A 24,815-nucleotide genomic window follows, 5' to 3' on the forward strand; every position below is an offset into this window, starting at 1 on the left:
GCAGTGAATGGGATCGTATTTAAGATAGTCATGTTAGAGGGGGGATTAAAATGTACGGGCCGAAGGATCATGGATGGGTAGAGGTAATTACGGGACCAATGTACAGCGGAAAATCGGAAGAGCTCATAAGAAGGATAAAAAGGGCAAAGATCGCTAAGCAAAAAGTGCAGGCTTTTAAGCCTGCCATAGATAACAGATATGATTCAACGGATGTGGTTTCCCATGGGGGAGACAGGGCTTTAGCAATTGCCGTCAATAATTCAGGGGAGATATTAAAATTGGTGGAGAAAGATACTGAAGTAGTTGCAATCGATGAGGCTAATTTTTTTGATATGGATTTGGTAAATGTAGTAAGGCACCTTGCTGATGACAATAAAAGGGTAATATGCGCAGGGCTTGATTTGGATTTCAGGGGGGAGCCCTTCGGTCCTACTCCGAACCTTATGGCAATTGCAGAGTTTGTGGATAAGTTAAAAGCGATATGTATGGTGTGCGGTAATCCTGCGACCAGGACACAAAGGCTTATAAACAAGCAGCCTGCGAAATACACTGATGATATAATACTGGTAGGCGCCATGGAAAGCTATGAATCCAGATGCCGTAAATGCCATGATGTGCCTAAAATTTAGCAGACTTTTTACATGTACCCATTTAACAAACATGTGATATAATAATTTCGAATGGCTATGCCATTCGAAATTATTTGGCATAAATTTTACCGTGTAAAATTTATGCTACAATAAATCCCTTCGGGATTTATTGTAGCATGGAATTTGTTATGCAAATTTCATGATATAATGAATCAAAGATTCATTTCGACAATGAAATCTGGGTATAGTTTTTATAATGAAAGAGGTGAAAAAATGGGAGATTTTAATACGAAGAAAAAGACTACCATCGGAGGCCAGGCGCTTATTGAAGGCGTCATGATGCGCGGTCCCGAGGAAATTGCAATAGCTGTAAGAAAGCCCGATTCCCAGATAATAATAGATAAAAGAAAAGCCAATTCAATATCTAAAAAATATAAAATATTAGGACTTCCTTTTATAAGGGGAAGTGTGGCCTTAGTTGAATCCCTGATGGTGGGAATAAATGCTTTAACCTTTTCGGCAAAATTCTTTGAAGATGATGAAACTGTAGAAGGGCCGGGCAAATTCGAAAAGTTTCTCATAAAAATATTCGGAGAAAAATTAGAAGGTGCCATTATGGGATTTTCGGTATTTTTATCCCTTTTAATGACTGTTGGTTTGTTTTTCATATTGCCTTCAGTGATATCTACTCTTCTTAACAAAGCAGTGACCAATGGTATTTTGAAAAATTTTATTGAGGGTATAATAAGAATAGCTATATTTGCAATATATATACTGGCAATTTCCAATATGAAGGACATAAGACGTGTATTCGAATACCATGGCGCTGAGCATAAATCAATATTTTGCTATGAAAATCAAGAGGAACTTACTGTGGAGAACTGCAGAAAGTATTCCACACTTCATCCTCGCTGCGGCACCAACTTTTTATTTATCGTAATGCTGGTCAGCATATTTGTATTTTCATTTTTAGGCTGGCCGGGATTGTGGATGAGGATATTATCAAGGATCATATTCATTCCCATCATCGCGGGAATTTCCTTTGAGCTTTTAAAATTCGTAGGGAGGTCGGATTCAAAACTGGTAAGAATATTGATATATCCCGGGCTGCTGCTGCAAAAACTTACCACAAGAGAGCCGGATGACAGCCAGTTAGAGGTTGCAATAGCTGCCTTAAAGGAAGTTCTTGTAGAAAACAAGGAGGCAGATGTCTGGTGATAATATCTGATGCCTTAATTGAAGCTTCTAAGCTTTTAAGGAAAAATAATATCGATACTCCCAGGCTTGATGCAGAGGTTATATTAGGGTATGTTTTAAATACAGAAAGGCTTAAGCTTTTAACGGACAGAAGTGAGGAACTAACCGGAGAGAATTATGAAAAGTATCTTGAACTGATTAATATGAGAGTAAAAGGTGCTCCCGTTTCTTATATAACCGGAAGCAAAGAATTCATGAGCCTTGAATTTCATATAGAAAAGGGTGTTTTAATACCCCGGGGAGATACTGAAATTTTAACTGAGATTGTTTTGGAAGAATGCAAGAGGCGAGGCGGCAGTATAAAAATTGCCGATGTTTGCTGCGGAAGCGGGGCAATTGGTATTAGCATTGCACATTATTGCAAACAAGCAAAGGTAACTCTTATAGATATAAGCGATACAGCAATTGGGGTATCGAAAATAAATGCAAAGAAAAATGAAGTCCAGGACAGGGTTTTAATAATTAAAGGAGATCTTCTATCGGAGGTTATCAAAGAAACATATGATATCATAGTTTCCAATCCTCCCTATATTAAATCTTCAGCTGTACCCACTCTAGATAGAGAAGTGAAGGACAATGAACCCCATATTGCATTGGACGGGGGAAAGGACGGACTTTCCTTTTATAGAAAAATAACGGAGCAAAGCATAAAATGCTTAAATGACGGTGGTTTTTTGGCATATGAAATAGGGTATAACCAGGCGGATAAAGTATCTATTATATTAAAACAGCAGGGCTATAAAAACATTAAAGTTTATAAGGATTTAGCCGGCTTTGACAGGTGTGTCGCCGGTTACAAATAAATTTTTCCATATGTTGTTTATATATATATTTTTTGTTATAATATTGAGCTGTGGTTAACAAAATTAATTTCTGGAGTGAAAAAAATGCTCGATAAACTTGATTTTATAGAAGAAAAATACAATGACCTTACAAGGAAGATAAGCGAACCTGAAGTAATAGCAGATAATAAGCTGTGGCAGAAGCTTATGAGGGAGCATTCAAGCCTTGAGGAAATTGTAAATAAATATAAAGAATATAAAAATGTTTTAAAGAATATAGAAGATGACAAGGAAATGCTAAGTGACAAGCTGGAAGCGGAATTAAAAGAAATGATTGAGGAAGAATTAAAAGAGCTCTCGGAGAAAAAAGAAGCACTGATGCATGAACTTAGAATACTTCTTCTCCCTAAGGATCCCAATGATGATAAAAACGTATTTGTTGAAATAAGAGCGGGTACCGGAGGAGAGGAGGCAGCCCTTTTTGCAGCCGACCTTTTGAGGATGTACACAAGATATGCTGAAAGGCAGAACTGGAAAGTGGAGATAATGAGTTCCAATCCTACCGATATAGGAGGATATAAGGAAGTCGTTTTAATGATACAGGGAAAAGGTGCTTACAGCAAGTTGAAATTTGAAAGCGGCACCCACAGGGTTCAGCGAGTTCCGGATACCGAAGCCTCAGGAAGAATACACACTTCTGCTACCACAGTTGCAATAATGCCTGAAGTGGAAGATGTTGAGGTTGATATCAACCCCAATGATATACATGTAGATGTGTTCAGGGCGGGCGGCCATGGCGGACAGAGCGTTAATACCACTGACTCTGCGGTGAGAATTACCCATATGCCCAGCGGACTTGTTGTTTCCTGCCAGGATGAAAAATCCCAGCTAAAGAACAAGGAAAAAGCCATGAAGGTTTTAAAAGCCAGGCTTTATGATAAATACCAGCAGGAAAGAAGCGACCAGATAGCAGAAAACAGGAGAAGTCAGGTAGGAAGCGGAGACAGAAGCGAGAGAATAAGGACATATAACTTCCCTCAGGGAAGGGTTACCGACCATAGAATCGGAATGACAATTTATCAGCTTGAATCCTTTTTGGACGGCGAAGTGCAGTCAATGTTAGATGCATTGAATACTGCTGAGCAGGCAGAAAAATTAAAAGCTGTAGGAGAATAAAATATTAACACAAAGGAGCAATATTATCTATGTATAGAAGTGTTGCTCCTTTAAAAATAGCTTAAATAAAGAATCCGGTGATTATATATGAATGTACATAAAAGGATAGAAAAAGAGAATTCATGGAGTTTAAGAAAGATATTAATTTCGTTATTTCTTATGGGCGGAGCGGGGTTCTTTTTAAGTGTACTTATCAGGGAAGGCTTTTTTATGGGCTGGGAGCTGTATTTTGCCCTTGCCTGTTATTTTGTAATATTAACGGCGCTGCTTATTATAGATATTGGTATAATTAGAAAAATTTATTACAAAATGGAAATAGATAAGGGAAAGCTTAAAATAAGAGACGGAGTAATAAGCCGTGCTATCTATATTCCTTTAGACAGGGTTTATTATATTGAAAGTATGAAATTGGATGATGAAATCCACTATGAAAGCATCATAGTCATAGATAAAAAGGTTAACCATAAAAAGATAAAGGCATTCAATGAAGATGTTATGTTAAGGTATAAAAATCTCTTTGACTTTTATATGGATTTAAAGGAAAGATACCCGCAAAAAAGCTTTTATTATTATAAAGTAAATCACAATAGGTATAAATTCATTTATTATATGTACATGCTGTATAAAAACTGCGAGAGGTGTAAATTTTCAGATACCAGTATGGATATTGTAAAAAGATATGTTGAAGGCAGATAATACCGGTATATGAACAAACCACCAATATTACCTGCCATTAATAAGGGGACTATGTTAATATATTGCCCTTAATTTTGTAAAACATGTAATTATTATAAAATTCTTTGTAATTATGTTCCGTAATAAAAGGTTGGCCAAAGCATAATATTAATTAGAATATGATATTATTTGGAGGTAGAAATTGAACAGCCTTTTAACAATTACTATGATAGGCACGCTGACAGGAATAGCCGGTACGGGTATGGGGGGGCTTATGGCACTATTGTGGAAAAACCCGGGCAATAAATTCATGAGCATAATTTTAGGAGCCTCCGGAGGATTGATGCTATCAGTTGTAACCTTTGACCTCCTGCCCGAAGCCTTCGAATTGGGTGGAATACCTACAAGCATTTTAGGTATGATGATCGGTATATTTATGACCGCTCTCATTGATGAAATGCTTCCGGACTTTAATAATATAGCTAAGGGTCGGGGAAAATACTTTAAGATGGGACTTTTATTGGCTTTCGGTCTTGCATTGCACAATTTTCCAGAAGGGCTGGCCATAGGCTCCGGGTTTACGGCAGGAAGAAATATAGGCATAAGCCTTGCACTGGTTATAGGACTTCATGATATACCTGAAGGTATGGCAGTAGCAGCACCCATGAGTATGAGCGGAGTGAATAAAATTAAAATATTTATTTTTACAATAGCAACGGCAATTCCTACGGGAATAGGAGCATTTGTAGGGGGAATACTTGGGGAAATATCTCCTGTGTTTGTAACTCTTTGCCTTTCCTTTGCCGGAGGGACAATGCTGTACATAGTATGCGGCGATCTCATACCCAAAAGCAGAAACTTATATGAAGAATTACTATCAACCTTTGGCATACTTTTTGGGATTATAATAGGTATAATAATAACGTCTATGGCTTGAAGCTAAAATCTTGGAGGAATTATGGAAACAAAAGTTTATGATATTAATGAAAACAATCCGGATTTAAGTATTTTAAAATGCGCAGCTAAAGTGATAAAATCAGGGGGAACGGTGGTGTTTCCAACGGAAACGGTCTATGGTCTGGGGGCAGATGCCTTAAATCCTGAGGCTGTATTAAAGATTTTTGCCGCTAAGGGAAGACCTCAGGATAATCCTTTAATCATACATGTAGCCCATACCAATATTGAAAAGTATGTCAGGGAAGTACCCAAAAGTGCACAGCTTTTAATGGACAAATTCTGGCCGGGGCCGCTTACAATAATAATGAAAAAGTCAGATGTCATACCTGATGTAATAACTGCGGGCATGGACAGTGTAGCAATAAGAATGCCCTCTAATAAAATAGCAGGAAAGCTCATCGAACTCTCAGAAGTTCCCATTGCGGCCCCCAGCGCCAATATTTCCGGAAGGCCCAGCCCTACGAATATCAAGCATGTAATTGATGATTTATTAGGCAGAGTAGATGTGATTTTAGGCGGCGGCAGGACAAACGTAGGATTGGAGTCCACAGTAATTGATGTTACAGGCAGACCCACGATATTGAGGCCGGGAGGTATTACCTTAGAACAGTTGAAGGCTGTTTTGGGGGAAGTTTTTATTGACCCGGCTATAATGAAAGCAGCGGATGAAAATTTAAAGCCTAGGTCGCCGGGCATGAAATACAGGCATTATTCTCCCAAAGCTTTCATGTATATAGTTGAAGGAGAGCAAAAAAAAGTAATAAATAAAATAAACGAGCTCTCTTTAAAAAGTAAAAATGAAGGCTTGAAGGCAGGAATTCTTGCAACAGATGAGACCATAAAAAAATATTTAAACGGGTATATATTATCAATGGGAAGCAGAGAGAATACAGATACCATAGCGGCGTCTTTGTTTGACAGGCTCAGGGAATTTGATGAGCTCAATGTGGATGTAATATATGCCGAGAGCATTCCCGAAGAAGACATAGGACTTGCAGTGATGAACAGGATGAAAAAAGCTGCAGGCTATAATGTGATAAGGGTATAGGATGGGGATATCAGGATAAGAAAAGAGGCGCTTTTAAAGCATGTCACCGACATAAAAGTGTCCCCTTATCTTAATGTATCTTTGTCTTAAAGGAGGTATTATGTTGAAAAAGGTATTGTTTGTATGTACCGGAAACACTTGCAGAAGCAGTATGGCAGAAGCTATTGCAAAGAAAATCGCTGAGGAAAAGAACATAAAAGACATTGAATTTTCATCAGCCGGAGTTTCGGCATTTACGGGAGATAAAGCATCTGTTCAGGCAGTAGAAGCAGCAGCTTTATTTGGTGCTGATTTAACAAAACATGCAGCTAGAAGGATAGACAAAGAGATGGTAAAAGAGGCGGATATCATATTTACAATGACCTGCTCCCATAAAGCAATTTTATTAAGCCTATTACCGGAAATGGAACATAAAATTTTTACATTGAAAGGTTATGTTGACGGCCGGGATTCTGATATAGACGATCCCTTCGGATATCCTGTCAATGTGTACTTGGACTGTGCCGAAAGCTTAAGGAAATATATAACAAAGGCAATAACCAAATTAGCAAAATAAAAAAAGCCTTAATGTAGGCTTTTTATACTATTTTACGGTTCTCAGATATTTGCCGAATTCCAGAATTTTATTATCGCTATTGGCTACCTTAGCAGTCAAATTATTTATATCCATTTGAACTACATCGATTTTGTCATGTATGTTATTTATACCGGATTTTGTTTCGGTGCGAAATTCCGTAAGGTCAGCTGTCTGGTCATTTATTGCTGTTACCTTTTGCTTTACATCCTTTAAATCCATTTTAATTTGGCTAATATCTTTTTCCATAGAGTTAATCTTGCTATCCATGGAACTAATTTTACTGTCCATGGAGCTAATCTTGTTATCCATGGAATTAATTTTACTGTCCATGGAATTAACCTTGTTATCCATGGAGCTAATTTTACTGTCCATGGAATTAATCCTGCCATCAATATCATTCAATTTATCCATAATTTGTTTAAGTGTATCTTCCACGGTATCACTCCTAACAGGTATCTATTAATATTATAGCCGAAATACCGGTTTTTAAAAAGTGACGATATATAAATATATTTTATTTTCAATGGGATTAATATATCTAAAATACTGATGCAATCAATTGCACATATTAAATATATAATATAAAATATAAAATGGTATGGGTAATAATTTATAAACAAATGAGGTGCGAAAATGAAGATTGCTATATCCAGCGACCACGGAGGCTACAACTTAAAGCAAACGGTAATGAAACATCTTGATGAACTTAAAATAGAGTATAAGGATTTCGGCTGTTCATGCTGCGGTTCAGTGGATTACCCGGATTTTGCCCTTCCTGTTGCAGAAAGTATTACAGCAGGTGAATATACAATGGGAATTATAATTTGCGGCACCGGAATAGGAATATCCATAGCGGCAAATAAAGTGCCTGGAATAAGGGCGGCTGTATGCAATGACAGTTTCACTGCCAGGTTATCAAGAGAGCATAACGATGCGAACATATTGGCCTTGGGAGAAAGGGTCTTAGGGCCGGGGATTGCACTAAATATAGTCGATGAGTTTTTAAAGGGAGAATTCCAAGGCGGCAGACATGCTGTCCGTGTGGCTAAAATAAAAGAAATAGAGGGAAAATACTCTAAGAACAAATAGGGGGTAGGTTTATGAAAAAAGTAACGCTTATTAATCATCCGCTGGTGCAGCACAAATTATCATTTATAAGGGATAAAAATACCGGGTCAAAGGACTTCAGAGAACTTATAGAGGAAGTGGCAATGCTCATGTGCTATGAAGTCACAAGGGATATGCCCCTTGAAGAAATTGAAATCGAGACTCCCATATGCACTACAAAAGCAAAGGCGCTCTCAGGCAAAAAAGTGGGTATAGTTCCCATTTTAAGGGCAGGTTTGGGCATGGTAGACGGTATGCTGAAATTAATACCTGCGGCTAAGGTAGGGCACATAGGCTTATATCGTGATCCTGAAACCTTAAAGCCCGTCGAATATTATTGCAAACTTCCCTCCGATATAGGTGAAAGAGATATCATAGTAACAGACCCTATGCTGGCTACAGGGGGATCTGCTGCCGATGCCATAACCCTTTTAAAGCAAAGGGGAGCTAAAAGCATTAAGCTTATGTGCTTGATTGCAGCACCCGAAGGTCTTGAATATGTATCGGAACAACACCTCGATGTGGATATTTACACAGCAGCTATTGATGAAAAGCTAAACGATCATGGTTACATAGTGCCTGGTTTAGGTGATGCCGGCGACAGGTTATTCGGCACAAAGTAGCAATTAATAAAAATTTAAGAAATAGGACCCTAAAGTATGAAACCTATTCATTCCTTTAGGGTTTTTTAATTTGAGAACATAGGTCTTAATGCATGCTTTATTGATTATAGTAAACTTCCCAAGTATAATGTATAAAGAAGGCGGTTAATGAAAGGGTCTGTTGAGTTCCAAACAACGCAAATGAATTGTGAGAGTTCTTTGAAATTTCTTGGTGAAGCTGCTGCAGAAAATACTTAGAATTTTAGATTGCCTGAGCGATAGGAAATTTAAAACTCTTGTATTTTCAAGGCAGAAAGCCTTAGAACTTGCAGAACTCGAACGCAGTGTTTAAAACTCAGCAGCCAACTTAGGGGGGACATTTAGGTGCAGAGAAGAGATAAAGTCAATTATTATCTTGATATAGCGGAAACAGTTCTGGAGCGGGGTACCTGCTTAAGGAGAAATTACGGTGCCATAATAGTAAAGAATGACGAAATAATAGGTACAGGATACAGCGGAGCCCCGCGGGGGCGTAAAAACTGCAATGAACTGGGTTATTGCATAAGAGAGCAACTGAATATTCCAAGGGGCACCCAGTATGAAAGGTGCAGAAGCCTTCATGCAGAAATGAATGCCTGCCTTTCTGTAGCAAGAAGGGATATGATAGGTTCCAGCCTTTATCTTGCCGGTAAAGAGATGAAAACAGGTGAATATATACAAAATGCTACTTCATGCTCCATGTGCAAAAGGGTAATAATAAATTGCGGTATCGAAAAAGTCATCATTAGGGATACTAAAGACGCATACAGGATTATCGAAGTTTCAGACTGGATAAAAAACGATGATTCACTGGAGGATCAATCAGGTTACTGATTGATTTTACCGACATAATATAATTTAGGATGTGTTTTTAATGGAAAAGCATTATTTAATGTTTTTAACTGCCCTGGCAGTGGGGTTTATAACAACGCCGCTTGTTATAAAGCTGGCAGTTAAAATAGGTGCTGTTGATATACCAAGGGATAACAGAAGAATACATAAAAAACCCATGCCTTTGATAGGAGGCCTTGCAATATATCTGGCTTTCATTGTATCCGTCTTTATATTCATGCCTTTAAACAAAGAGACCGTAGGGCTTGTTTTAGGATCTACATTTATAACCATTGCCGGCATGATAGATGATATAAGACCTATGAAGGCTAAAACCAAGCTGGTACTGCAGATAATAGCATCCCTTATTCTAGTAGCATCCGGCATAACCATAAAGGTTGTAACAAACCCCTTTGACAAGGTTTACGGGATGGCGGATTTAAGCTGGCTTTCTATACCGGCAACACTTTTTTGGGTTGTAGGAATTACAAACGCTTTTAATTTGATTGACGGATTAGACGGTTTAGCAGCAGGAATTGCAAGTATTTCCTGCATTACATTGTTTATAGTTTCCATTTTAAACGGCAGAGAGGTTGCGGCAATGTTAACGGCAATCTTAGCCGGAAGCACCATAGGCTTTATACCTTATAATTTCAATCCGGCTAAAATATTTATGGGGGATACAGGAGCACAATTTTTAGGCTTTGTGCTGGCGGCGGTATCCATTCAGGGAGCTATTAAATCAGCAGCAGCCATAATCATAACGGTGCCAATACTGGCTCTTGGCCTTCCCATATATGATACCTTATCTTCCATGGTCAGAAGGTTTGTAAATAAAAAGCCGGTAATGGAAGGGGACAGAGAGCATTTACATCATAAGCTTATTGATTTGGGGTTGTCTCAAAAGCAGGCGGTATTTGTAATGTATATAATAAGCGGAATGCTGGGCTTAACTGCCATCTTTGCCGCAGAATTAAATACCCTCCAGTCATTTTTAGTCCTCATAACAGTCATGCTCATAGTAATTGCCCTGTCAAAGCAGATTGGAATTTTAAAAAGGAATAAAGAAGAAGGGAACCAATAAATTTTATGCATAGCCTTAAAATTATGACCATTTTCGGGACGAGGCCTGAAGCCATTAAAATGGCTCCATTGATCAAGGAGCTTAAAAAAAGTCCAAATATTAATATTATAGTATGCGTCACGGCACAGCATAGGGAAATGCTGGATATGGTTCTTGATTTGTTTGATATCATACCTGAATATGACCTGGACATTATGAAGGAAAGGCAAACATTATCGGGCATTACCACAAAGGTTATTTTAGGACTTGAGGGCATATTAAAAACCGAGAAACCAGATTTGATACTGGTCCACGGAGATACCACCACTACATTTGCCTCAAGTTTGGCTGCCTTTTATAATGATATTAAGGTAGGCCATGTGGAAGCAGGTTTAAGGACTCACAACAAATATTTCCCTTATCCTGAGGAAATGAACAGAAAATTAACTGCTCAACTTTCAGATATTCACTTTGCACCCACATTAAAGGCAAAGGAGAATTTATTGAAGGAAGGCATAGATGAAAAGTGTATATATGTAACGGGAAACACAGTAATTGATGCCATGGAAGAGACGGTAGACAAAAGTTATATTTTTAAGAGTCATGAATTAAAAAAAATAGATTTTAAGAATAAACGGATAATTTTTGTAACGGCACATAGAAGGGAAAACTGGGGACAGCCACTTTTTAATATATGCACTGCCTTAAAGTCAATTGCACAAAAGTATCCGGATATTGAAGTAGTATATCTTGTGCATTTAAATCCGGTGGTAACAGAAACTGCGAACAATATATTAAGGGATGTGCCGAGAGTTCATTTGCTGCCTCCTTTGGATATTAAAGAAACTCATAATCTCATGGACAGGGCATACCTTGTATTGACGGATTCGGGAGGACTTCAGGAGGAAGCGCCCCATCTTGGCAAGCCTGTTTTGGTATTAAGGGATGTGACTGAAAGGCCGGAGGCAGAAATGGCCGGTACCTTGAAGGTCATAGGTACCGATATTGATAGAATAGTAAATGAGACTTCGTTTCTTCTTGATGATAAGGAATTATACAGCAAAATGGCCAATGCTGTAAATCCCTTTGGCGACGGAAGGGCATCTTTAAGAATAAGAAAAGGGATTTTGCATTATTTTAAATATGAGGAACAAAAACCAGAGGAATTTGCAGCGGAAATTTAAGTGAATATAAAATAAACAGCCAGGCGGCAAAAGCGGTCACTGATTTTTAAAGACCCGCTTTTTGCCGCTTCTTTTTTGTTTATGAGGGCTTGTATATTTTTTTTTATGGGTGTCAATAATTAAAAAAATGGGATGTATGAGAATAAAGTTTTTTAATCCCCCTTTTGTACGCTTTATTCTCTCCCATTTTTTTAAGGAGGAAGCCCTATGAAGAAAATCATTTTACTGTCTTTTCTTATATTTTCGTTTGTTTTCAATACATCTTCAAAACCTGAAATCAACAATGATGTGAGCTTTTTAATAAATGCCATGAATAAGACCGGCCTTCAATTTAAAGAAGGTTATATTAGCGGCAGTATTGAAAGGGACAAACTCATAAATGAAGATTTTGAAGCTGAAATACAGGAAGTTTTTAAAATTTTAAAGGCTGAAGCTGTAAATATAAAGTATTCGGCAAATGAAGTTACGGCACATGGTAAATACGGTGAAGGCAATGTTAGGGTATTTATTGAAAGATCGGATGAAACCAGGAGCAACGTAATTATGGTTGTGGATATAACACATAATGGAAATGTATTGAGTATTAATGAAGTGGGGGAAAAACTATACCAATATTTACATAGATACAGCCTTAAGCCCGATATGATATATAACTTAAGTTATTTTACAAATGGAAAACTAAATGAGAAAAAATCCCTCAAAATTATTGACAGCATTATGAAGAATATGAAGGCAAGGAAAATTGATGAAATTATAAACAATAATTTAATCAGCATATGTGGTTACACTAAGAATATATACAATTATAAAATTTTAGGCAGTGAAAAGGTTAACATAAATGTTGCCAGTCGATATAGTTCATATGATAATGGCATGTATTTTATAGCGGCAACTCCGGTAATAAACATAGAATACTAGATTTAAGAAAGGGGCTGCTGCATTATGAACACTCAATTCGCTGTGTTCAAGTTCTGAAAGTTCTAAGGCTCCCTGCCTAGAAAATACAAGAATTTTTAAACTTCACTACCGTTTAAGACAATCTAAAAATTCTAAGTATAATCTTTGGCAGCGTCGCCAAGAACTTTTAAAGAACTCTCACAATGCTCATTTACATTGTTCATAATGCAGCAGCCCCCTGAATGGAGGGCATAAATTGGCTAAACTATTAATTACAGGCGGAGAGCGGCTTCATGGAACTGTAAAAGTAAGCGGGGCAAAAAATTCAGTACTGCCAATCATTGCCGCCTCTCTTTTATGTCCTCAAGATACTATACTTGAGGATATTCCTGCTTTGGAAGATGTTTTATGTATACGCGAAGTATTGGACTCTTTAGGTGTAAATACCGAATTTACTAAAGATAAACTTGTAATAAAATCAGGCAGCCTGTCTCTGTATGAGCCTCCCTACGAGCTTGTGAGAAAAATGAGAGCATCATTTTTGGTAATAGGACCTCTTCTGGCAAGAATGGGAAAAGTGAGGATATCTCTGCCGGGAGGATGCAATATAGGCACCCGCCCGATAGACCTTCACTTGAAAGGATTAAGCGCTTTAGGTGCGGATATAACATTAGGACATGGCTATGTAGAAGCAAATGTTGACCGGTTAAAAGGGGCTAAAATATATCTGGATTTCCCATCAGTTGGTGCTACGGAAAATATTATTATGGCTTCAGCTTTGGCAGAAGGAGAAACGGTAATAGAAAATGCGGCAGAGGAGCCCGAAATTGTGGACCTGGCCAATTTTTTGAACAGTATGGGAGCCAATATCATAGGAGCCGGCACCGATACTGTAAAAATTACAGGTGTAAAAGAATTGAAAGGCACCTACCACAGCGTAATTCCCGATCGTATAGAGGCAGGCACATACATGGCAGCTGCCGCTATTACAGGTGGGGATATAGTAATAGAAAATATAATTAAAGAACATGTAAAATCTATTGTTGCAAAACTGACGGAAGCAGGAGTAAAAATAGCTGAAGAAGATAATTACAGGATAAGGGTAACAGCAGACAAAAGAATGAACCCCGTTGATATAAAAACCCTTCCTTATCCCGGATTTCCCACCGACCTTCAGGCACCAATGATGGCAGTGATGAGTAAATCCTGCGGTACCAGCATTATAACCGAAACTGTCTTTGAAAACAGATTCATGCACGTATGTGAGCTAAAGAGGATGGGTGCCAATGTTAAAATAGAAGGTAGAAGCGCTGTCATTGAAGGAGTGGAAAGATTGACGGGAGCAAAGGTTAAAGCTACTGATTTAAGGGCAGGTGCAGCACTTTTATTATGCGGCCTGGCTGCAGAGGGAAAAACAGAAATAAGCGATATTTATCATATAAGCAGAGGATATGTTGATATAAAAGATAAGCTAAATAATTTAGGAGCATGTATAGAAGAAGTCGAGGAATAATTGACCGCCCGCTATAATAATATTTTATTGTATGACTTAAAATATGGTCAGCGGTAAAATTGCAGGGTGGAATGTTATGAGAAGAATAGGATATATGATGCTTACGATAATAACAGTGATAATTGTTATTCCTATTGTTGTGCTTAAAGGAGCAGGACAAAGCCCAAAGGCAGAATCGCCTCCCCAAAAAGACGTAGTAGGTTTTATCGGGGATGCTGCCTTAGGAAGTGTGACTTTTGATGAAAAAAACGGCGGAGGCCCCAAAATAACAGTCTATATAGCTGAAAAAGATGAGATTCAGGAAATGTTTTTAGAAGAGTATATAAGGGGAGTTGTATCAGGTGAAATGCCTGCAGAATTTGAGCTGGAGGCATTAAAAGCCCAGGCAGTCGCAGCAAGAACCTATGCAATTGCCAGAATGAAGGCTTATGGCGGAAGCGGCTGTACAAAGCATCCGGAGGCTGATATATGCACTGATGCCACTCACTGTCAGGAATGGATATCAAAAGAGGACAGGATAAAGGCGTGGGAGCCTGTTAATGCTCCAAAATACTGGGATAAAATTACAAAAGCTGTGGAAGAAACAAGGGGAGCGATTCTTACCTATGATGCCATTCCTGTAATGTATCCCTTGTATTTTTCCACCAGCAGCGGTAAAACCGAAAATTCCAGAGATGTGTTTAAAGGCCAGTATCCGTACCTTGTCAGCGTAACAAGCCCTAATGAAGAAATATCTCCAAAGTTTTTAACTAAGGCTACTATCAGTAACGAAGAATTTGTAAAGAAATTTTCGGAATCTCAATATAAAATAAAACTTGATAAAAATAAATTAAGCTCTCAAGTTAAGATTATAGAAAGAACGGAAGGCGGAAGCGTAAAGACCGTAAAGGTTGGCACAAAAACTATTGAAGGCACAGAGATGAGGAAAATATTAAGCTTGAACTCGGCAAACTTTACTATTGAATTCAATAAAAACGATATTACTTTTACCGTTTTAGGAAACGGCCACGGAGTGGGTATGAGTCAGTGGGGAGCAACAGCAATGGCAGCATCCGGCAAAAACTATGAGGAAATATTGGAATATTATTATCAGGGAACAAAGGTAAATAGAATAGAAGATATATATAAATAAAATAAAAAATGCCCTATAAAGGCATTTTTTATTTTATTGAAGTATCCAATTTATATATAAAACAATTAAAATATGTAAAAAAATCTAAAAAAATTTTAAAAAAATGGAATTTTAATGTATTTTATACCTAATTATGGACAAACTACAATACAGGAGGTGGTTACATGAATATGAAAGGATTCTTAAAGTCGAAGTTCTCGAAAGAGAAGGTATCAAAATTTTTTGATAAAGAGGGATTTTATATTGTCTTATTCCTCTGTGTATGTATTGTAGCTATTACTGCTGTGTGGGTATCAAGAAACGGTGCTAAAAACAATCAGGGCGTCAACGATGTAAATGATACAACTGCCCCTATAACGGCACCCGGCAATGAAACCTCAGCACAGGAAATTGATCCCGAGCTGGAAGCAAGTTTTTCCGTAGACGATGAGAACGATTACTCGGAAGTTGAGAAAACGGACGGGATGGCAGAAGTGAATGAAGAAGATACAACTGCCGTTTCTTCAAAACCTGCAGCAGCGGAGGCTGATGTGAAGTTTGACAATCCAATGAAGGATGGTTTTACAGCAGCCAACGTCATGAGAGACTATTCAACTGAAACCCTGGTAAATTATGAAAGCCTTGGCGAGTGGAGAACCCATTCAGGTATAGATATAAAAGGAATAGAAGGTACCGAGGTTGTTGCAATCGCCGATGGAAAGGTAGTCGATATAAGAAATGATAACGAGTACACAGGCGGATTGGGATGGTTAGTTGAAGTAGAACACAGCAATGGATACAAATCAATATATGCAAACCTTGGAGAGAAAATAGAGGTTAAGAAAAACCAGACTGTTAAAAAAGGACAGTTAATAGGCTCAATAGGCAATACATCAATATTTGAAAGCAGTAGTTCTAAGGATAATCAGACTATCGGACACCTGCACTTTGAGTTATTGAAGAAGGGTGCTGCAGGTTATGAAAATGTCGATCCAAAGGAATATCTGACACTGCAGAATTAAGAGTGCACTCTGCACTCTGTTTTTTTAAAGTTGTATTTGTTAGCTCTGTATTTTTATACTAGCTGACATATTTTGTGCATATTAATTATCAAGAGAAAAATAAAGGGAGGTAGCGTTTTGAAGGATTACATTGAAGAGAGAGTACTTGAAGTAGCAAAGTACATTATCGATTCTAAAGCAACAATTCGTAAAACTGCAAGGCAATTTGGTGTATCCAAAAGCACAATACACAAAGATATCACAGAAAGACTTCCCAAGATAAATCCACAAGTCGCAAATGAGGCTAAGGAGATACTTGATTACAATAAGGCAGAAAGGCACATACGTGGCGGCAAAGCAACAAGGATGAAATATAAGACATCAAACGAGTAATCAAGAAATTTGAGAATAGCTTTCTACATCAAAATTAATATAAATTGTTATAAAAAAAAGGAATTTGTAAGTTTTTATAGAAATATTATTCGTTAACAATAACGGTATAAAAATTGACAAGTCTCTTTATAATAAATGGTGTAGGGAGTGATGTATATGGGATTTTTGGGATTTGGAACTGATATAGGGATTGACCTTGGCACTGCCAGTGTCCTTGTATATATAAAAGGAAAAGGGGTAGTTTTAAAAGAGCCCTCTGTTGTTGCAACCGACAATACAAAGCGCAAAGTTCTAGCAGTAGGTGAGGAAGCGAGGCAAATGATAGGGAGAACCCCTGGAAATATAATTGCTACCAGGCCCTTGAGAGATGGTGTGATTTCCGATTATGACGTAACAGAGAGAATGCTTAGGCATTTCATTAAAAAAGCCAGAGGAAATTCTGTAAGCTTGCTACGTCCCAGGGTAATTATATGCATACCCTGCGAGGCCACCGAAGTAGAAAAAAGGGCTGTTAAGGACGCTGCGCTTTCGGCAGGAGCCGGCAAGGTTTATTTAATAGAAGAGCCTGTTGCTGCGGCTATTGGAGCGGGCTTGGATATATCAAAGGCCAGTGGAAGCATGATAGTAGATATCGGCGGTGGAACTACCGATGTTGCGGTTCTGTCATTAGGAGGTATGGTTGTCAGGTCTTCAATAAAAATCGCTGGAGATAAATTCGATGAAGCAATAATAAGATATATCCGGAAAAAACATAATATAATGATTGGGGAAAGGACAGCTGAAGAATTGAAGATTAACATAGGTACAGCTTATCCCCGAAGTGAAGAAGTCACAATGGACATAAGGGGCAGAGACCTTGTGACCGGACTTCCCAAGAATATTACCGTAAGTTCTGAAGAGATGAGGGAAGCGCTGGAAGAGACTACTTCAGCAATAGTGGACTGCGTACATTCGGTACTGGAACATACTCCTCCCGAGCTGTCAGCAGATATCATAAATAAAGGTATTATAATGACAGGGGGAGGTTCCCTGCTTTACGGTTTGGATTTGTTAATACAATCCAGAACTCATGTTACAACAACAGTTGCTAAAGATTCAATATGCTGTGTTGCTTACGGTACCGGTGAAGCATTGGAAAATCTGGACAAATTCGCTGAAATGCTGTCACTTATTGATGACAATAAATAAAAACTGGCCAGGGCGGTGGATTCTCCCTGGCTTTGTTATTATTGAGCAAATATAAGGGGCTGTTGCATTTGAAACACTGCATTTACTGTGTTCGAGTTCCGCAAGTTCTATGGTTCTCTGCCTTGAAAATACAAGAATTTTTAAACTTCCTTCGTTCAAACAATCTAAAATTCTAAGTGATATCTTTGGCAGAGTCACCAAGAGCTTTAGAGAGAACTCTCACAATGCTCATTTACGTTGTTTCAAATGCCACAGCCTTTTATCTATATGTCGTAATAAATTTCTCTGGAATTTATTTTTGACATGAATTTTACTCATTAAAATTCATGATATAATATATTAAAAATAATGTATGTAGGTTGACAGCTAATTGCAAAGAAGCAGCGAGCGAGGTAAAGGGAAAGGGGGACACTTCTGAAGAAATGTCCCAACGTAAAGCGAGTGCGGCCGTTAAAATCAGGAAGATTTTCCGGAGAGCTCTTTACAATTAGCTACTGTAATATTATAGCAAAGGGGAGATAGTAATGCTGGATATTAATGAGATTAAGAAGATAATACCTCACAGGTATCCCTTTCTTTTGGTAGACAGGATAGAAGAAGTGGAAGAGGGAAAGAAGGCTGTAGGAATTAAAAATGTTACGGCAAATGAGCCTTTTTTTCAGGGACATTTTCCGGGAAATCCTATAATGCCAGGGGTATTAATAGTTGAGGCAATGGCTCAGGTAGGAGCAGTTGCCATTCTATCCATGGAAGAGTACAAGGGTAAGCTTGCGGTATTTGCTGGAATCGATAAAGTACGCTTCAGAAAACAGGTAGTGCCCGGTGATACATTAAGGATGGAAGTGGAACTGGTAACACTTAAAAGAGGCATCGGAAAAGCCAATGCCTATGCTACGGTAGATGGAAAAAGAGCATGTGAAGGAGAACTTATGTTTGCCATAGTTGGCCAGTAAGTTTTTGGCGGCAGAGTGCCGCCTTTTTACATTCTTGCAGCTTCTATGATGGCCGAGGATATTATCTCGGCCATTTTCATTATCAAATTAAGCCGAATGCTTCTGATGGAAAATATATCGGAAACATCAATAGAGTCTACCACACCGACAATTGAAATATCTCCAACTTTAGGAAGGGCCTTGCCTACCCCTTTTCCGGGGTGCACAGGTCCTAATTTTATCTGAATATCGCCGATACAGTCTGCCTGGCCAAGACAGGCATCTACGGCGATTATAAAAGAGTTTCTATGCTTTTCGTTAATTTCTGAAATTACTTTTTCAAGATTGACTGCGTGGGCAGGGAAATCCAAGGTTCCTATTACGGGATATGAGAAGTTCTTGTTTAATAGAAGGGTGCCAACTAAAGGCCCCAAGCAGTCGCCTATGCATTTATCAGTACCTATGCAAACTATTATGGTTTTGGTGTTAAAAAAACTGCTGATAAATTTGCCAAGAGTGCTGACTGCATCCTTATCCGTATAGCTGACCCTTATGCCGACATCATTCTGTGGATTTTTATTGTGCAATATACCCACCTCCTAGTTATATGTATATAACCTACTCAAGTCTATAATTACTTTTTTTACTCCGTTGAATAAAAATATGGGATGAAATCCATAATAGCTTTAGGAGAACATAGGAGGCGATGTAATGAAGAAAAACACAGGTTTTAATATTCTTTTGGTCATATTCATGACTGCTGTATGCATTGCATCAATACTGGAAATAGAAAGACAAGAATTCAAGCCGGTTCAAAGTACGGGATATACAATGTATGATGACAGGGAGTATTTAGGATATATATTTGATGATTACAATAAGAGCGTTAATATTGAATATGTTGATAAATATTGTATAGAGCAGGATGAGGAAGACTTAAGGAGCATTTTCTCCTTCACTTCATCAGGTGATGAATATTCCGGCGACGCTTTACGAAAATTAAGAAGCGAAAGGATTATTGAAGAGGAAGCGCAAAATGCCGAAAGTGCAAAAAGTGCGGGCAGCAGTATTATAAATGCATACAACTCATTTGTTCATGGCAATATGGAGCTGAATGATAAAGTGGATATGTTAAACCTCATGAGGAATTTGAATGAGAGCGAAATACTGAAATTAAAAAGGCTTTTTGAAACGATGGTTACAAAGAGTGAGAAAGAAAGTATTTTAGATGCTCTAAGCCTTAAATATACAGATGAAGAGTTTGCAAAACTTAAAAGCATATTAAACAAATATACAGCGTAAATAATTAATCTAGGTTATATCTATATAAGGTGATAATTTAAGCTAAATAGACTTATTCTGCTTATTTTAACGATAAAGGATTATTTTACTTGTTGAAACCAATGGGCATTTTGTTATATACTATTCATTGTCACAGCAAGTGGGAGCATAGCTCAGCTGGGAGAGCATCTGCCTTACAAGCAGAGGGTCATAGGTTCGAGCCCTATTGTTCCCACCATTTATATGCTGGCATAGCTCAACAGGCAGAGCAGCTGACTTGTAATCAGCAGGTTGTTGGTTCAATTCCGACTGCCAGCTCCATAACCTGATATTTAAAATATTACGGAGGGATTCCCGAGTGGCCAAAGGGGGCAGACTGTAAATCTGTTATCGGACGATTTCGATGGTTCGAATCCATCTCCCTCCACCAGAAAAAATCAAGCTTTTCAGCTTGGTTTTTTTCAATGAAATTTGTCCTGAGGGCAAGTGAAATGTTGCTAAAGCATATTTCATTTAATATCATTAGAATTAGGTTTTCTATTTTTACATCATATAAATATTGGTATAATTCTCTAACAATAATTTGTTTACTATGACAATCCGCTGTTTATGGTAAAGGATGTGGCTGAGTGGATTGAGTATAATGCGAGCAAAGTAAATGATATAGTATCTTTGGTAGATGATAATGAAAAGCTGATATTGATAATGGTCAGATCAGAAACCAAAAAAAGTGAAAACTGCAGCAGTAAAACAAAGAAGCAATTATATTATTGTATAATTGCTCTCATAGCATTACAATAAATATGATGATAAAATTGCGATTATTATTATTCAATAGACTAAGGATTTAATATCACTTGCGTCATAAAACCATAGCAGATGGGGAAGCATATAAGGCAAATCAATATAACATTTCTCTATTCTTCGCACATATAGACATACCAGTAGAAATGCTATGCACATCGGAAGATGGAATCGGGTTACTAATATAAAAATAATCAATTTCTTAAAAGCAGGGCTTATTTATTTGCTATTGTAATAGCAATAATTTATTAATAAGTCAATTATTATTAAGGAGGTATTTTTATGTTAACTAAGAGGCAGAATCTTTTAGAGACAATCAGGGGAGGAAATCCCGACAGATTTGTAAAACAGTACGAGGCATTTGGGATTGTAATGGGTGACCCTATTTCCCGTAATAATCCTAGTGCTAAAAGGGGCGGCCCTAATGTTGTGGATGCCTGGGGGGTTACAAGAAGCTGGCCTGCAAACGTACCCGGTGGTTTCCCGGTGCACGATTATGAACACAAGGTAGTTAAGGATATCACAAAATGGAAGGAAGTCGTTAAAGCTCCTAAGCTTGATTATCCTGAAGAAGATTGGGCTCCGATAGTAGAAGCTGCAGCTAAAATTGATCGTAATGAGCAGTTCGTAACGGTATTCCGTGCACCGGGAATCTTCGAGCAGGTGCATTACTTAACGGGAATAGACGATGCTTTAATGTACTTCTATGAAGAGCCTGAGGCTATGCATGAGCTTATCGATTACATAGTTGAATGGATGCTTAAATATGCTGAACAGATTGTTAAATATGTTCGTCCGGATTGCCTCTTCCAGCATGATGACTGGGGCAGCCACATAAATTCATTCATGTCTCCTGAAATGTTTGAGGAGTTCATTGTTCCCGGTTTCAAGAAAATATACGCATATTATAAGGCTAACGGAGTTGAGCTTATTGTTCACCATAACGATGCATATTCTGCTAACCTTGTTCCGCAAATGATTGAAATGGGTATCGATATCTGGCAGGGTGCAGTATCAACGAACAATAACCCTGAGCTTATTAAGAAATATGGCCCCAAAATTACAATAATGGGTGACATTGATAACGGTATATTGGATAAGGAAGGCGTAACACCTGAAGAAATCAGAAGGGAAACTGAAAGAGCCTGCAGAAATTGCGGAAAGTTATACTTCATACCCGCAATGACTCATGGTTTGGCATTTAGTATATTCCCTGGCGTGTATGAAGCTGTAGATGCAGAAATAGACAGAATGAGCAAGGAAATGTTCTAGAACTGATGATGGCACGAAAGTGTAGATTAACATATTAAACAGGGAAAATCGGTGTATTTTTTCTCATATTAATTAAGATGTTCTAATTTAATACTACGTGAACTTGAAAAATAGATTTTCTGATTAAAGTATATTTGAAGTATGATAATATTCTGCATGGGAGTAATAAATCCATGCAGAGTTTTTTTATGCGACTCAAAGCCTAAAGCACTTTGAGCAACAAAATATTCAAGTGGATTTATTTATATCATACTTTTCAAGGTCTATAACAGCAATAGAATCAACATCCTAAAGCTATTACTGGTATAAATTGAGAAATTCCCTAATGTTAATTTTTCATGTAACAAAATAATCATGGGGTACTTAAGATGGAAAAAGAGGATTTAAAAGAAGAAATTAAGGAATTAACTCTGATGTTGTTGTACCTTACATCCTGGAAGGAAAATGAATTTGGAATTCAATATCTCAGAAGTTGGAAGGGCTATGGTTTTGGTATTCTTAATGAACTTACCGAAGAGGATTTGATACCAGGGAGTCACCGTTCCAAATCCGTTATGATAGCTGATGAGGGAATAAAGAATGCCAGGGAATCTTTGAAGCAATATGATATGACTGAACAATAAGCTCTTGCTATAATAGATTAGGGTTTAGCAGGAAACACTATGAAAGTCAGACCACATATTTTCACTTTTACTATGAATTGCATTTAGTAAGTTCAATGTTGTTTAGAACTTAGTATTAAAATAAAAACTAGAGGTCCTTGTATGCTAGGTCATTATTTGATGTTCAACAGAAACTGCGTAGAAGCTATCAAGATTTATGAAAAAGCTTTTGGTGCAAAAACAATAGAAATTCAAAAATACGGAGATATGCAGCCGGATCCTGACTTTGTTATTTCCGAAAGCGATAAAGAACTGGTTTTACATGCACGGCTTCAACTGGACGGTATGGAGACTATGTGTGCCGATAGCTCAGAGGCAGCATGATCGGCAATAACATGTATGTTTCTATAACTACAAAAGATGAAGCTTTTATACAAAAGGCATGGGACATTCTAAAGCAGGATGGGGAAGTTTATATGGAGCCTACCTCATCGTTTTTCACAACCTTACACGGCTCTTTACGAGATAAGTTCGGCATAAACTGGATGTTTACCGTTTTGAAATAAACGGAAATGATCCAAACGCAAACAAGTAAAGTGACAGATAATATATAGCGATACTTTTCGTGGGAAAATGCTTTATTTTAAATTTTGCATATATATTGGGTAAGAAGAACAATTTTATTGGCCAGAGGTTCTAGTTGAAATTACCCGCCATACCCTGTAAAAATATTATTCAATGATTTAGCTTTTTTGCCCACTTCAAGGCTTCCAAATATAGCTCCATAAACTTATTGGTCATTGGATATTGAGCCGCAGCCTTTTCCCAGTGTGCATTTTCCAAATTCATAATGAAATTCAGCAGCTTTCGCTGTTCATTGTCTATACCTAATAAGGCATTTTTAACATTTATAGACAAGGGAAGCCCCTTTAAAACCTGCTCCATTTGGCTGCTTAATAAAACATCAATGGAAGAAAATATTCCCGTAAAATAAAATTCGGATTTTTCTCCCTTTAAGTGCAGTTCATAGGCAAGGAGTTCCATAAGCTTTCCCCTGATAAGGGATTGTTTAACCAGTTCGGCATTTTCAACATCCTGCATATCCTTCAGCATCATAAGCGAAATCCACTGGTACATTTCATTAATGCCAATATATGACAGAGCGTGGGGGATTGATTTAATCCTATTTCTTGCACCTATATAAACTGAATTGGCAAGTTTCAATAGCTTATATGAAAGCCCCAGGTCTCTTTCGAAGATATTGGCAATAACGGCATAGCTTGGCTCGGGAGAGCTTAGCTCTTCAAGAATACTAAAAAGATTGGCGTTAAGCGTTACGACTTCCTTGGACTTGACAATAGATGGTTTACTGAAAAAATATCCTTGAAAAAGCTCATAGCCCATTCCGGACGCCTGCTGATACTCTTCCCGGTTTTCAATTTTTTCCGCTAAAAACTTCACTTTTGTTCTGTATCTTCGGATAAGGTTGTATTGCTCATGGCGGCTTACTGCCGAAAATTCTATTTTGATAATATCTGCCATGTCAATTAAGGGAAAATTGTTTTGATTAAAAACAAAGTCGTCAAGAGCCAGGCTGTATCCCATAGCTTTAATCCTTTTACAGGCGTCTATCGTAGCAGAGGTCACTTTCTCCCGTTCGAGTACTTCCACAACGATGTTCTCCTTTGGAAGTAAAAAAGGGACATCACTGTTAATGAGCTCTTTAGAGAAATTAATAAAGGCGTTGGCTCCATCCGTCAAGTCCTGAAGCCCCATAACAAGAAAAGCGTTGTAAATCAATTCGGCTGTGGCCTGATCGTCATCAATTCCGGTAAAAAAGTTATCCCCGCTCTGCCTGTATAATAGTTCATATCCGTAAATTTTCATGTTTTTATCAAAAATAGGCTGTCTGGCAATAAACGCATCCATTTTC

Annotated in this window: 29 protein-coding genes and 3 tRNA genes; 29 read left to right on the top strand and 3 right to left on the bottom strand. The window is 37.8% G+C overall.

Annotation, left to right across the window (positions count from 1 at the left end; genetic code table 11):
- The first annotated feature begins 50 nt into the window (after positions 1 to 50).
- The 8 genes from OXPF_RS08375 (at position 51) to OXPF_RS08410 (ending at position 7,041) form a co-directional block, all read left to right on the top strand.
- Positions 51 to 629 (top strand): thymidine kinase, encoded by a 579-nt coding sequence (locus OXPF_RS08375; protein WP_054874755.1) that lies wholly within the window; start codon positions 51 to 53, stop codon positions 627 to 629.
- A gap of 234 nt (positions 630 to 863) precedes the next feature.
- Entirely contained in the window at positions 864 to 1,808 is a 945-nt protein-coding gene (locus tag OXPF_RS08380) for a DUF1385 domain-containing protein (RefSeq protein ID WP_054874756.1), read from the top strand.
- Entirely contained in the window at positions 1,805 to 2,650 is an 846-nt protein-coding gene (gene prmC, locus OXPF_RS08385; protein WP_054874757.1) for a peptide chain release factor N(5)-glutamine methyltransferase, read from the top strand. The genes OXPF_RS08380 and prmC overlap by 4 nt, the downstream gene beginning before the upstream one ends.
- An 84-nt stretch (positions 2,651 to 2,734) precedes the next feature.
- Entirely contained in the window at positions 2,735 to 3,805 is a 1,071-nt protein-coding gene (gene prfA / locus OXPF_RS08390; protein WP_054874758.1) for a peptide chain release factor 1, read from the top strand.
- 87 nt (positions 3,806 to 3,892) lie between these two features.
- Positions 3,893 to 4,501, top strand: a complete 609-nt coding sequence (locus tag OXPF_RS08395) for a hypothetical protein (protein ID WP_054874759.1) — start codon at positions 3,893 to 3,895, stop codon at positions 4,499 to 4,501.
- Between the two features lie 181 nt (positions 4,502 to 4,682).
- Positions 4,683 to 5,417 carry a ZIP family metal transporter gene (locus OXPF_RS08400; RefSeq protein ID WP_201779695.1) on the top strand — a complete coding sequence of 245 codons (735 nt, stop codon included), beginning with the start codon at positions 4,683 to 4,685 and terminating at the stop codon, positions 5,415 to 5,417.
- A 21-nt stretch (positions 5,418 to 5,438) separates the two neighbouring features.
- The gene (locus OXPF_RS08405) at positions 5,439 to 6,485 is read left to right on the top strand and encodes an L-threonylcarbamoyladenylate synthase (RefSeq protein WP_054874760.1); all 1,047 of its coding nucleotides are present in this window, start codon (positions 5,439 to 5,441) and stop codon (positions 6,483 to 6,485) included.
- Positions 6,486 to 6,585: 100 nt separating this feature from the next.
- Positions 6,586 to 7,041 (top strand): low molecular weight protein arginine phosphatase, encoded by a 456-nt coding sequence (locus OXPF_RS08410; RefSeq protein ID WP_054874761.1) that lies wholly within the window; start codon positions 6,586 to 6,588, stop codon positions 7,039 to 7,041.
- 27 nt (positions 7,042 to 7,068) lie between these two features.
- Here the strand turns inward: OXPF_RS08410 and OXPF_RS08415 are convergent, their stop codons facing one another.
- A complete protein-coding gene (locus OXPF_RS08415; protein WP_054874762.1) occupies positions 7,069 to 7,497 on the bottom strand; it encodes a hypothetical protein in 429 nt (142 codons plus the stop codon).
- A gap of 198 nt (positions 7,498 to 7,695) precedes the next feature.
- Here OXPF_RS08415 and rpiB point away from each other — a divergent pair, with 198 nt between their 5' ends.
- The 12 genes from rpiB (at position 7,696) to fabZ (ending at position 18,944) form a co-directional block, all read left to right on the top strand.
- Positions 7,696 to 8,151, top strand: a complete 456-nt coding sequence (gene rpiB, locus OXPF_RS08420) for a ribose 5-phosphate isomerase B (RefSeq protein ID WP_054874763.1) — start codon at positions 7,696 to 7,698, stop codon at positions 8,149 to 8,151.
- A gap of 11 nt (positions 8,152 to 8,162) precedes the next feature.
- Positions 8,163 to 8,792: a uracil phosphoribosyltransferase gene (gene upp / locus OXPF_RS08425; protein ID WP_054874764.1), complete on the top strand. Its 630-nt coding sequence runs from the start codon at positions 8,163 to 8,165 to the stop codon at positions 8,790 to 8,792.
- A 363-nt stretch (positions 8,793 to 9,155) separates the two neighbouring features.
- Complete coding sequence (locus tag OXPF_RS08430) at positions 9,156 to 9,644, top strand: deoxycytidylate deaminase (protein WP_054874765.1); 489 nt, start codon at positions 9,156 to 9,158, stop codon at positions 9,642 to 9,644.
- 40 nt (positions 9,645 to 9,684) lie between these two features.
- Positions 9,685 to 10,725 (top strand): glycosyltransferase family 4 protein, encoded by a 1,041-nt coding sequence (locus OXPF_RS08435; protein WP_054874766.1) that lies wholly within the window; start codon positions 9,685 to 9,687, stop codon positions 10,723 to 10,725.
- Positions 10,726 to 10,730: 5 nt separating this feature from the next.
- Complete coding sequence (gene wecB, locus OXPF_RS08440; protein WP_054874767.1) at positions 10,731 to 11,888, top strand: non-hydrolyzing UDP-N-acetylglucosamine 2-epimerase; 1,158 nt, start codon at positions 10,731 to 10,733, stop codon at positions 11,886 to 11,888.
- Between the two features lie 207 nt (positions 11,889 to 12,095).
- Entirely contained in the window at positions 12,096 to 12,806 is a 711-nt protein-coding gene (locus tag OXPF_RS08445) for a YwmB family TATA-box binding protein (RefSeq protein WP_054874768.1), read from the top strand.
- A 235-nt stretch (positions 12,807 to 13,041) separates the two neighbouring features.
- Positions 13,042 to 14,298, top strand: a complete 1,257-nt coding sequence (gene murA / locus OXPF_RS08450) for a UDP-N-acetylglucosamine 1-carboxyvinyltransferase (protein WP_054874769.1) — start codon at positions 13,042 to 13,044, stop codon at positions 14,296 to 14,298.
- A gap of 76 nt (positions 14,299 to 14,374) precedes the next feature.
- Entirely contained in the window at positions 14,375 to 15,430 is a 1,056-nt protein-coding gene (spoIID, locus tag OXPF_RS08455; protein ID WP_054874770.1) for a stage II sporulation protein D, read from the top strand.
- A gap of 164 nt (positions 15,431 to 15,594) precedes the next feature.
- Positions 15,595 to 16,431 carry a M23 family metallopeptidase gene (locus OXPF_RS08460; protein WP_054874771.1) on the top strand — a complete coding sequence of 279 codons (837 nt, stop codon included), beginning with the start codon at positions 15,595 to 15,597 and terminating at the stop codon, positions 16,429 to 16,431.
- 117 nt (positions 16,432 to 16,548) lie between these two features.
- Complete coding sequence (gene spoIIID / locus OXPF_RS08465; RefSeq protein ID WP_054874772.1) at positions 16,549 to 16,803, top strand: sporulation transcriptional regulator SpoIIID; 255 nt, start codon at positions 16,549 to 16,551, stop codon at positions 16,801 to 16,803.
- 156 nt (positions 16,804 to 16,959) lie between these two features.
- Positions 16,960 to 17,991, top strand: coding sequence for a rod shape-determining protein (gene mreB / locus OXPF_RS08470; RefSeq protein WP_152967726.1), 1,032 nt, complete (start codon positions 16,960 to 16,962; stop codon positions 17,989 to 17,991).
- A gap of 524 nt (positions 17,992 to 18,515) precedes the next feature.
- The gene (gene fabZ / locus OXPF_RS08475) at positions 18,516 to 18,944 is read left to right on the top strand and encodes a 3-hydroxyacyl-ACP dehydratase FabZ (protein WP_054874774.1); all 429 of its coding nucleotides are present in this window, start codon (positions 18,516 to 18,518) and stop codon (positions 18,942 to 18,944) included.
- A gap of 26 nt (positions 18,945 to 18,970) precedes the next feature.
- Here the strand turns inward: fabZ and yyaC are convergent, their stop codons facing one another.
- Entirely contained in the window at positions 18,971 to 19,510 is a 540-nt protein-coding gene (gene yyaC / locus OXPF_RS08480) for a spore protease YyaC (RefSeq protein WP_242854361.1), read from the bottom strand.
- A 124-nt stretch (positions 19,511 to 19,634) separates the two neighbouring features.
- On the opposite strand from yyaC, the gene OXPF_RS08485 reads away from it, so the two are divergent.
- The 9 genes from OXPF_RS08485 to OXPF_RS23050 all read left to right on the top strand — a co-directional run bounded on the left by OXPF_RS08485 (position 19,635) and on the right by OXPF_RS23050 (position 23,448).
- Positions 19,635 to 20,225 carry a hypothetical protein gene (locus tag OXPF_RS08485; RefSeq protein WP_054874775.1) on the top strand — a complete coding sequence of 197 codons (591 nt, stop codon included), beginning with the start codon at positions 19,635 to 19,637 and terminating at the stop codon, positions 20,223 to 20,225.
- Between the two features lie 141 nt (positions 20,226 to 20,366).
- Positions 20,367 to 20,442: transfer RNA gene (locus OXPF_RS08490), tRNA-Val, on the top strand.
- Positions 20,443 to 20,449: 7 nt separating this feature from the next.
- A tRNA-Thr gene (locus tag OXPF_RS08495) sits at positions 20,450 to 20,525 on the top strand.
- Positions 20,526 to 20,548: 23 nt separating this feature from the next.
- Positions 20,549 to 20,634, top strand: a tRNA-Tyr gene (locus OXPF_RS08500).
- Positions 20,635 to 20,813: 179 nt separating this feature from the next.
- Positions 20,814 to 21,005: a hypothetical protein gene (locus OXPF_RS22865; RefSeq protein WP_054874776.1), complete on the top strand. Its 192-nt coding sequence runs from the start codon at positions 20,814 to 20,816 to the stop codon at positions 21,003 to 21,005.
- Positions 21,006 to 21,290: 285 nt separating this feature from the next.
- A complete protein-coding gene (locus OXPF_RS08510) occupies positions 21,291 to 22,280 on the top strand; it encodes a uroporphyrinogen decarboxylase family protein (RefSeq protein ID WP_054874777.1) in 990 nt (329 codons plus the stop codon).
- Positions 22,281 to 22,648: 368 nt separating this feature from the next.
- On the top strand, positions 22,649 to 22,903 hold the full coding sequence (locus OXPF_RS08515) for a DUF6429 family protein (RefSeq protein WP_054874778.1): 255 nt from the start codon (positions 22,649 to 22,651) through the stop codon (positions 22,901 to 22,903).
- 141 nt (positions 22,904 to 23,044) lie between these two features.
- Complete coding sequence (locus OXPF_RS23045; RefSeq protein WP_242854362.1) at positions 23,045 to 23,266, top strand: VOC family protein; 222 nt, start codon at positions 23,045 to 23,047, stop codon at positions 23,264 to 23,266.
- Positions 23,263 to 23,448 (top strand): VOC family protein, encoded by a 186-nt coding sequence (locus OXPF_RS23050; protein WP_242854363.1) that lies wholly within the window; start codon positions 23,263 to 23,265, stop codon positions 23,446 to 23,448. Before OXPF_RS23045 ends, OXPF_RS23050 begins: the two co-directional genes overlap by 4 nt.
- A 169-nt stretch (positions 23,449 to 23,617) precedes the next feature.
- On the opposite strand, the gene OXPF_RS08525 is transcribed toward OXPF_RS23050, so the two are convergent.
- Positions 23,618 to 24,811: an EAL and HDOD domain-containing protein gene (locus OXPF_RS08525; RefSeq protein ID WP_054874779.1), complete on the bottom strand. Its 1,194-nt coding sequence runs from the start codon at positions 24,809 to 24,811 to the stop codon at positions 23,618 to 23,620.
- Positions 24,812 to 24,815 lie beyond the last annotated feature (4 nt).

This window comes from Oxobacter pfennigii (assembly GCF_001317355.1).
Classification (GTDB): domain Bacteria; phylum Bacillota; class Clostridia; order Clostridiales; family Oxobacteraceae; genus Oxobacter; species Oxobacter pfennigii.

Bases quoted from the DNA above. Each gene is read 5' to 3' on its own strand.
- OXPF_RS08375 (WP_054874755.1), top strand. From the start codon at position 51: ATGTACGGGCCGAAGGATCATGGATGGGTAGAGGTAATTACGGGACCA.
- OXPF_RS08380 (WP_054874756.1), top strand. From the start codon at position 864: ATGGGAGATTTTAATACGAAGAAAAAGACTACCATCGGAGGCCAGGCG.
- prfA (WP_054874758.1), top strand. From the start codon at position 2,735: ATGCTCGATAAACTTGATTTTATAGAAGAAAAATACAATGACCTTACA.
- OXPF_RS08395 (WP_054874759.1), top strand. From the start codon at position 3,893: ATGAATGTACATAAAAGGATAGAAAAAGAGAATTCATGGAGTTTAAGA.
- OXPF_RS08405 (WP_054874760.1), top strand. From the start codon at position 5,439: ATGGAAACAAAAGTTTATGATATTAATGAAAACAATCCGGATTTAAGT.
- OXPF_RS08410 (WP_054874761.1), top strand. From the start codon at position 6,586: ATGTTGAAAAAGGTATTGTTTGTATGTACCGGAAACACTTGCAGAAGC.
- rpiB (WP_054874763.1), top strand. From the start codon at position 7,696: ATGAAGATTGCTATATCCAGCGACCACGGAGGCTACAACTTAAAGCAA.
- upp (WP_054874764.1), top strand. From the start codon at position 8,163: ATGAAAAAAGTAACGCTTATTAATCATCCGCTGGTGCAGCACAAATTA.
- OXPF_RS08435 (WP_054874766.1), top strand. From the start codon at position 9,685: ATGGAAAAGCATTATTTAATGTTTTTAACTGCCCTGGCAGTGGGGTTT.
- wecB (WP_054874767.1), top strand. From the start codon at position 10,731: ATGCATAGCCTTAAAATTATGACCATTTTCGGGACGAGGCCTGAAGCC.
- OXPF_RS08445 (WP_054874768.1), top strand. From the start codon at position 12,096: ATGAAGAAAATCATTTTACTGTCTTTTCTTATATTTTCGTTTGTTTTC.
- spoIID (WP_054874770.1), top strand. From the start codon at position 14,375: ATGAGAAGAATAGGATATATGATGCTTACGATAATAACAGTGATAATT.
- OXPF_RS08460 (WP_054874771.1), top strand. From the start codon at position 15,595: ATGAATATGAAAGGATTCTTAAAGTCGAAGTTCTCGAAAGAGAAGGTA.
- mreB (WP_152967726.1), top strand. From the start codon at position 16,960: ATGGGATTTTTGGGATTTGGAACTGATATAGGGATTGACCTTGGCACT.
- fabZ (WP_054874774.1), top strand. From the start codon at position 18,516: ATGCTGGATATTAATGAGATTAAGAAGATAATACCTCACAGGTATCCC.
- OXPF_RS08485 (WP_054874775.1), top strand. From the start codon at position 19,635: ATGAAGAAAAACACAGGTTTTAATATTCTTTTGGTCATATTCATGACT.
- OXPF_RS22865 (WP_054874776.1), top strand. From the start codon at position 20,814: ATGGTAAAGGATGTGGCTGAGTGGATTGAGTATAATGCGAGCAAAGTA.
- OXPF_RS08510 (WP_054874777.1), top strand. From the start codon at position 21,291: ATGTTAACTAAGAGGCAGAATCTTTTAGAGACAATCAGGGGAGGAAAT.
- OXPF_RS08515 (WP_054874778.1), top strand. From the start codon at position 22,649: ATGGAAAAAGAGGATTTAAAAGAAGAAATTAAGGAATTAACTCTGATG.
- OXPF_RS23045 (WP_242854362.1), top strand. From the start codon at position 23,045: ATGCTAGGTCATTATTTGATGTTCAACAGAAACTGCGTAGAAGCTATC.
- OXPF_RS23050 (WP_242854363.1), top strand. From the start codon at position 23,263: ATGATCGGCAATAACATGTATGTTTCTATAACTACAAAAGATGAAGCT.
- OXPF_RS08525 (WP_054874779.1), bottom strand. From the start codon at position 24,811: ATGGATGCGTTTATTGCCAGACAGCCTATTTTTGATAAAAACATGAAA.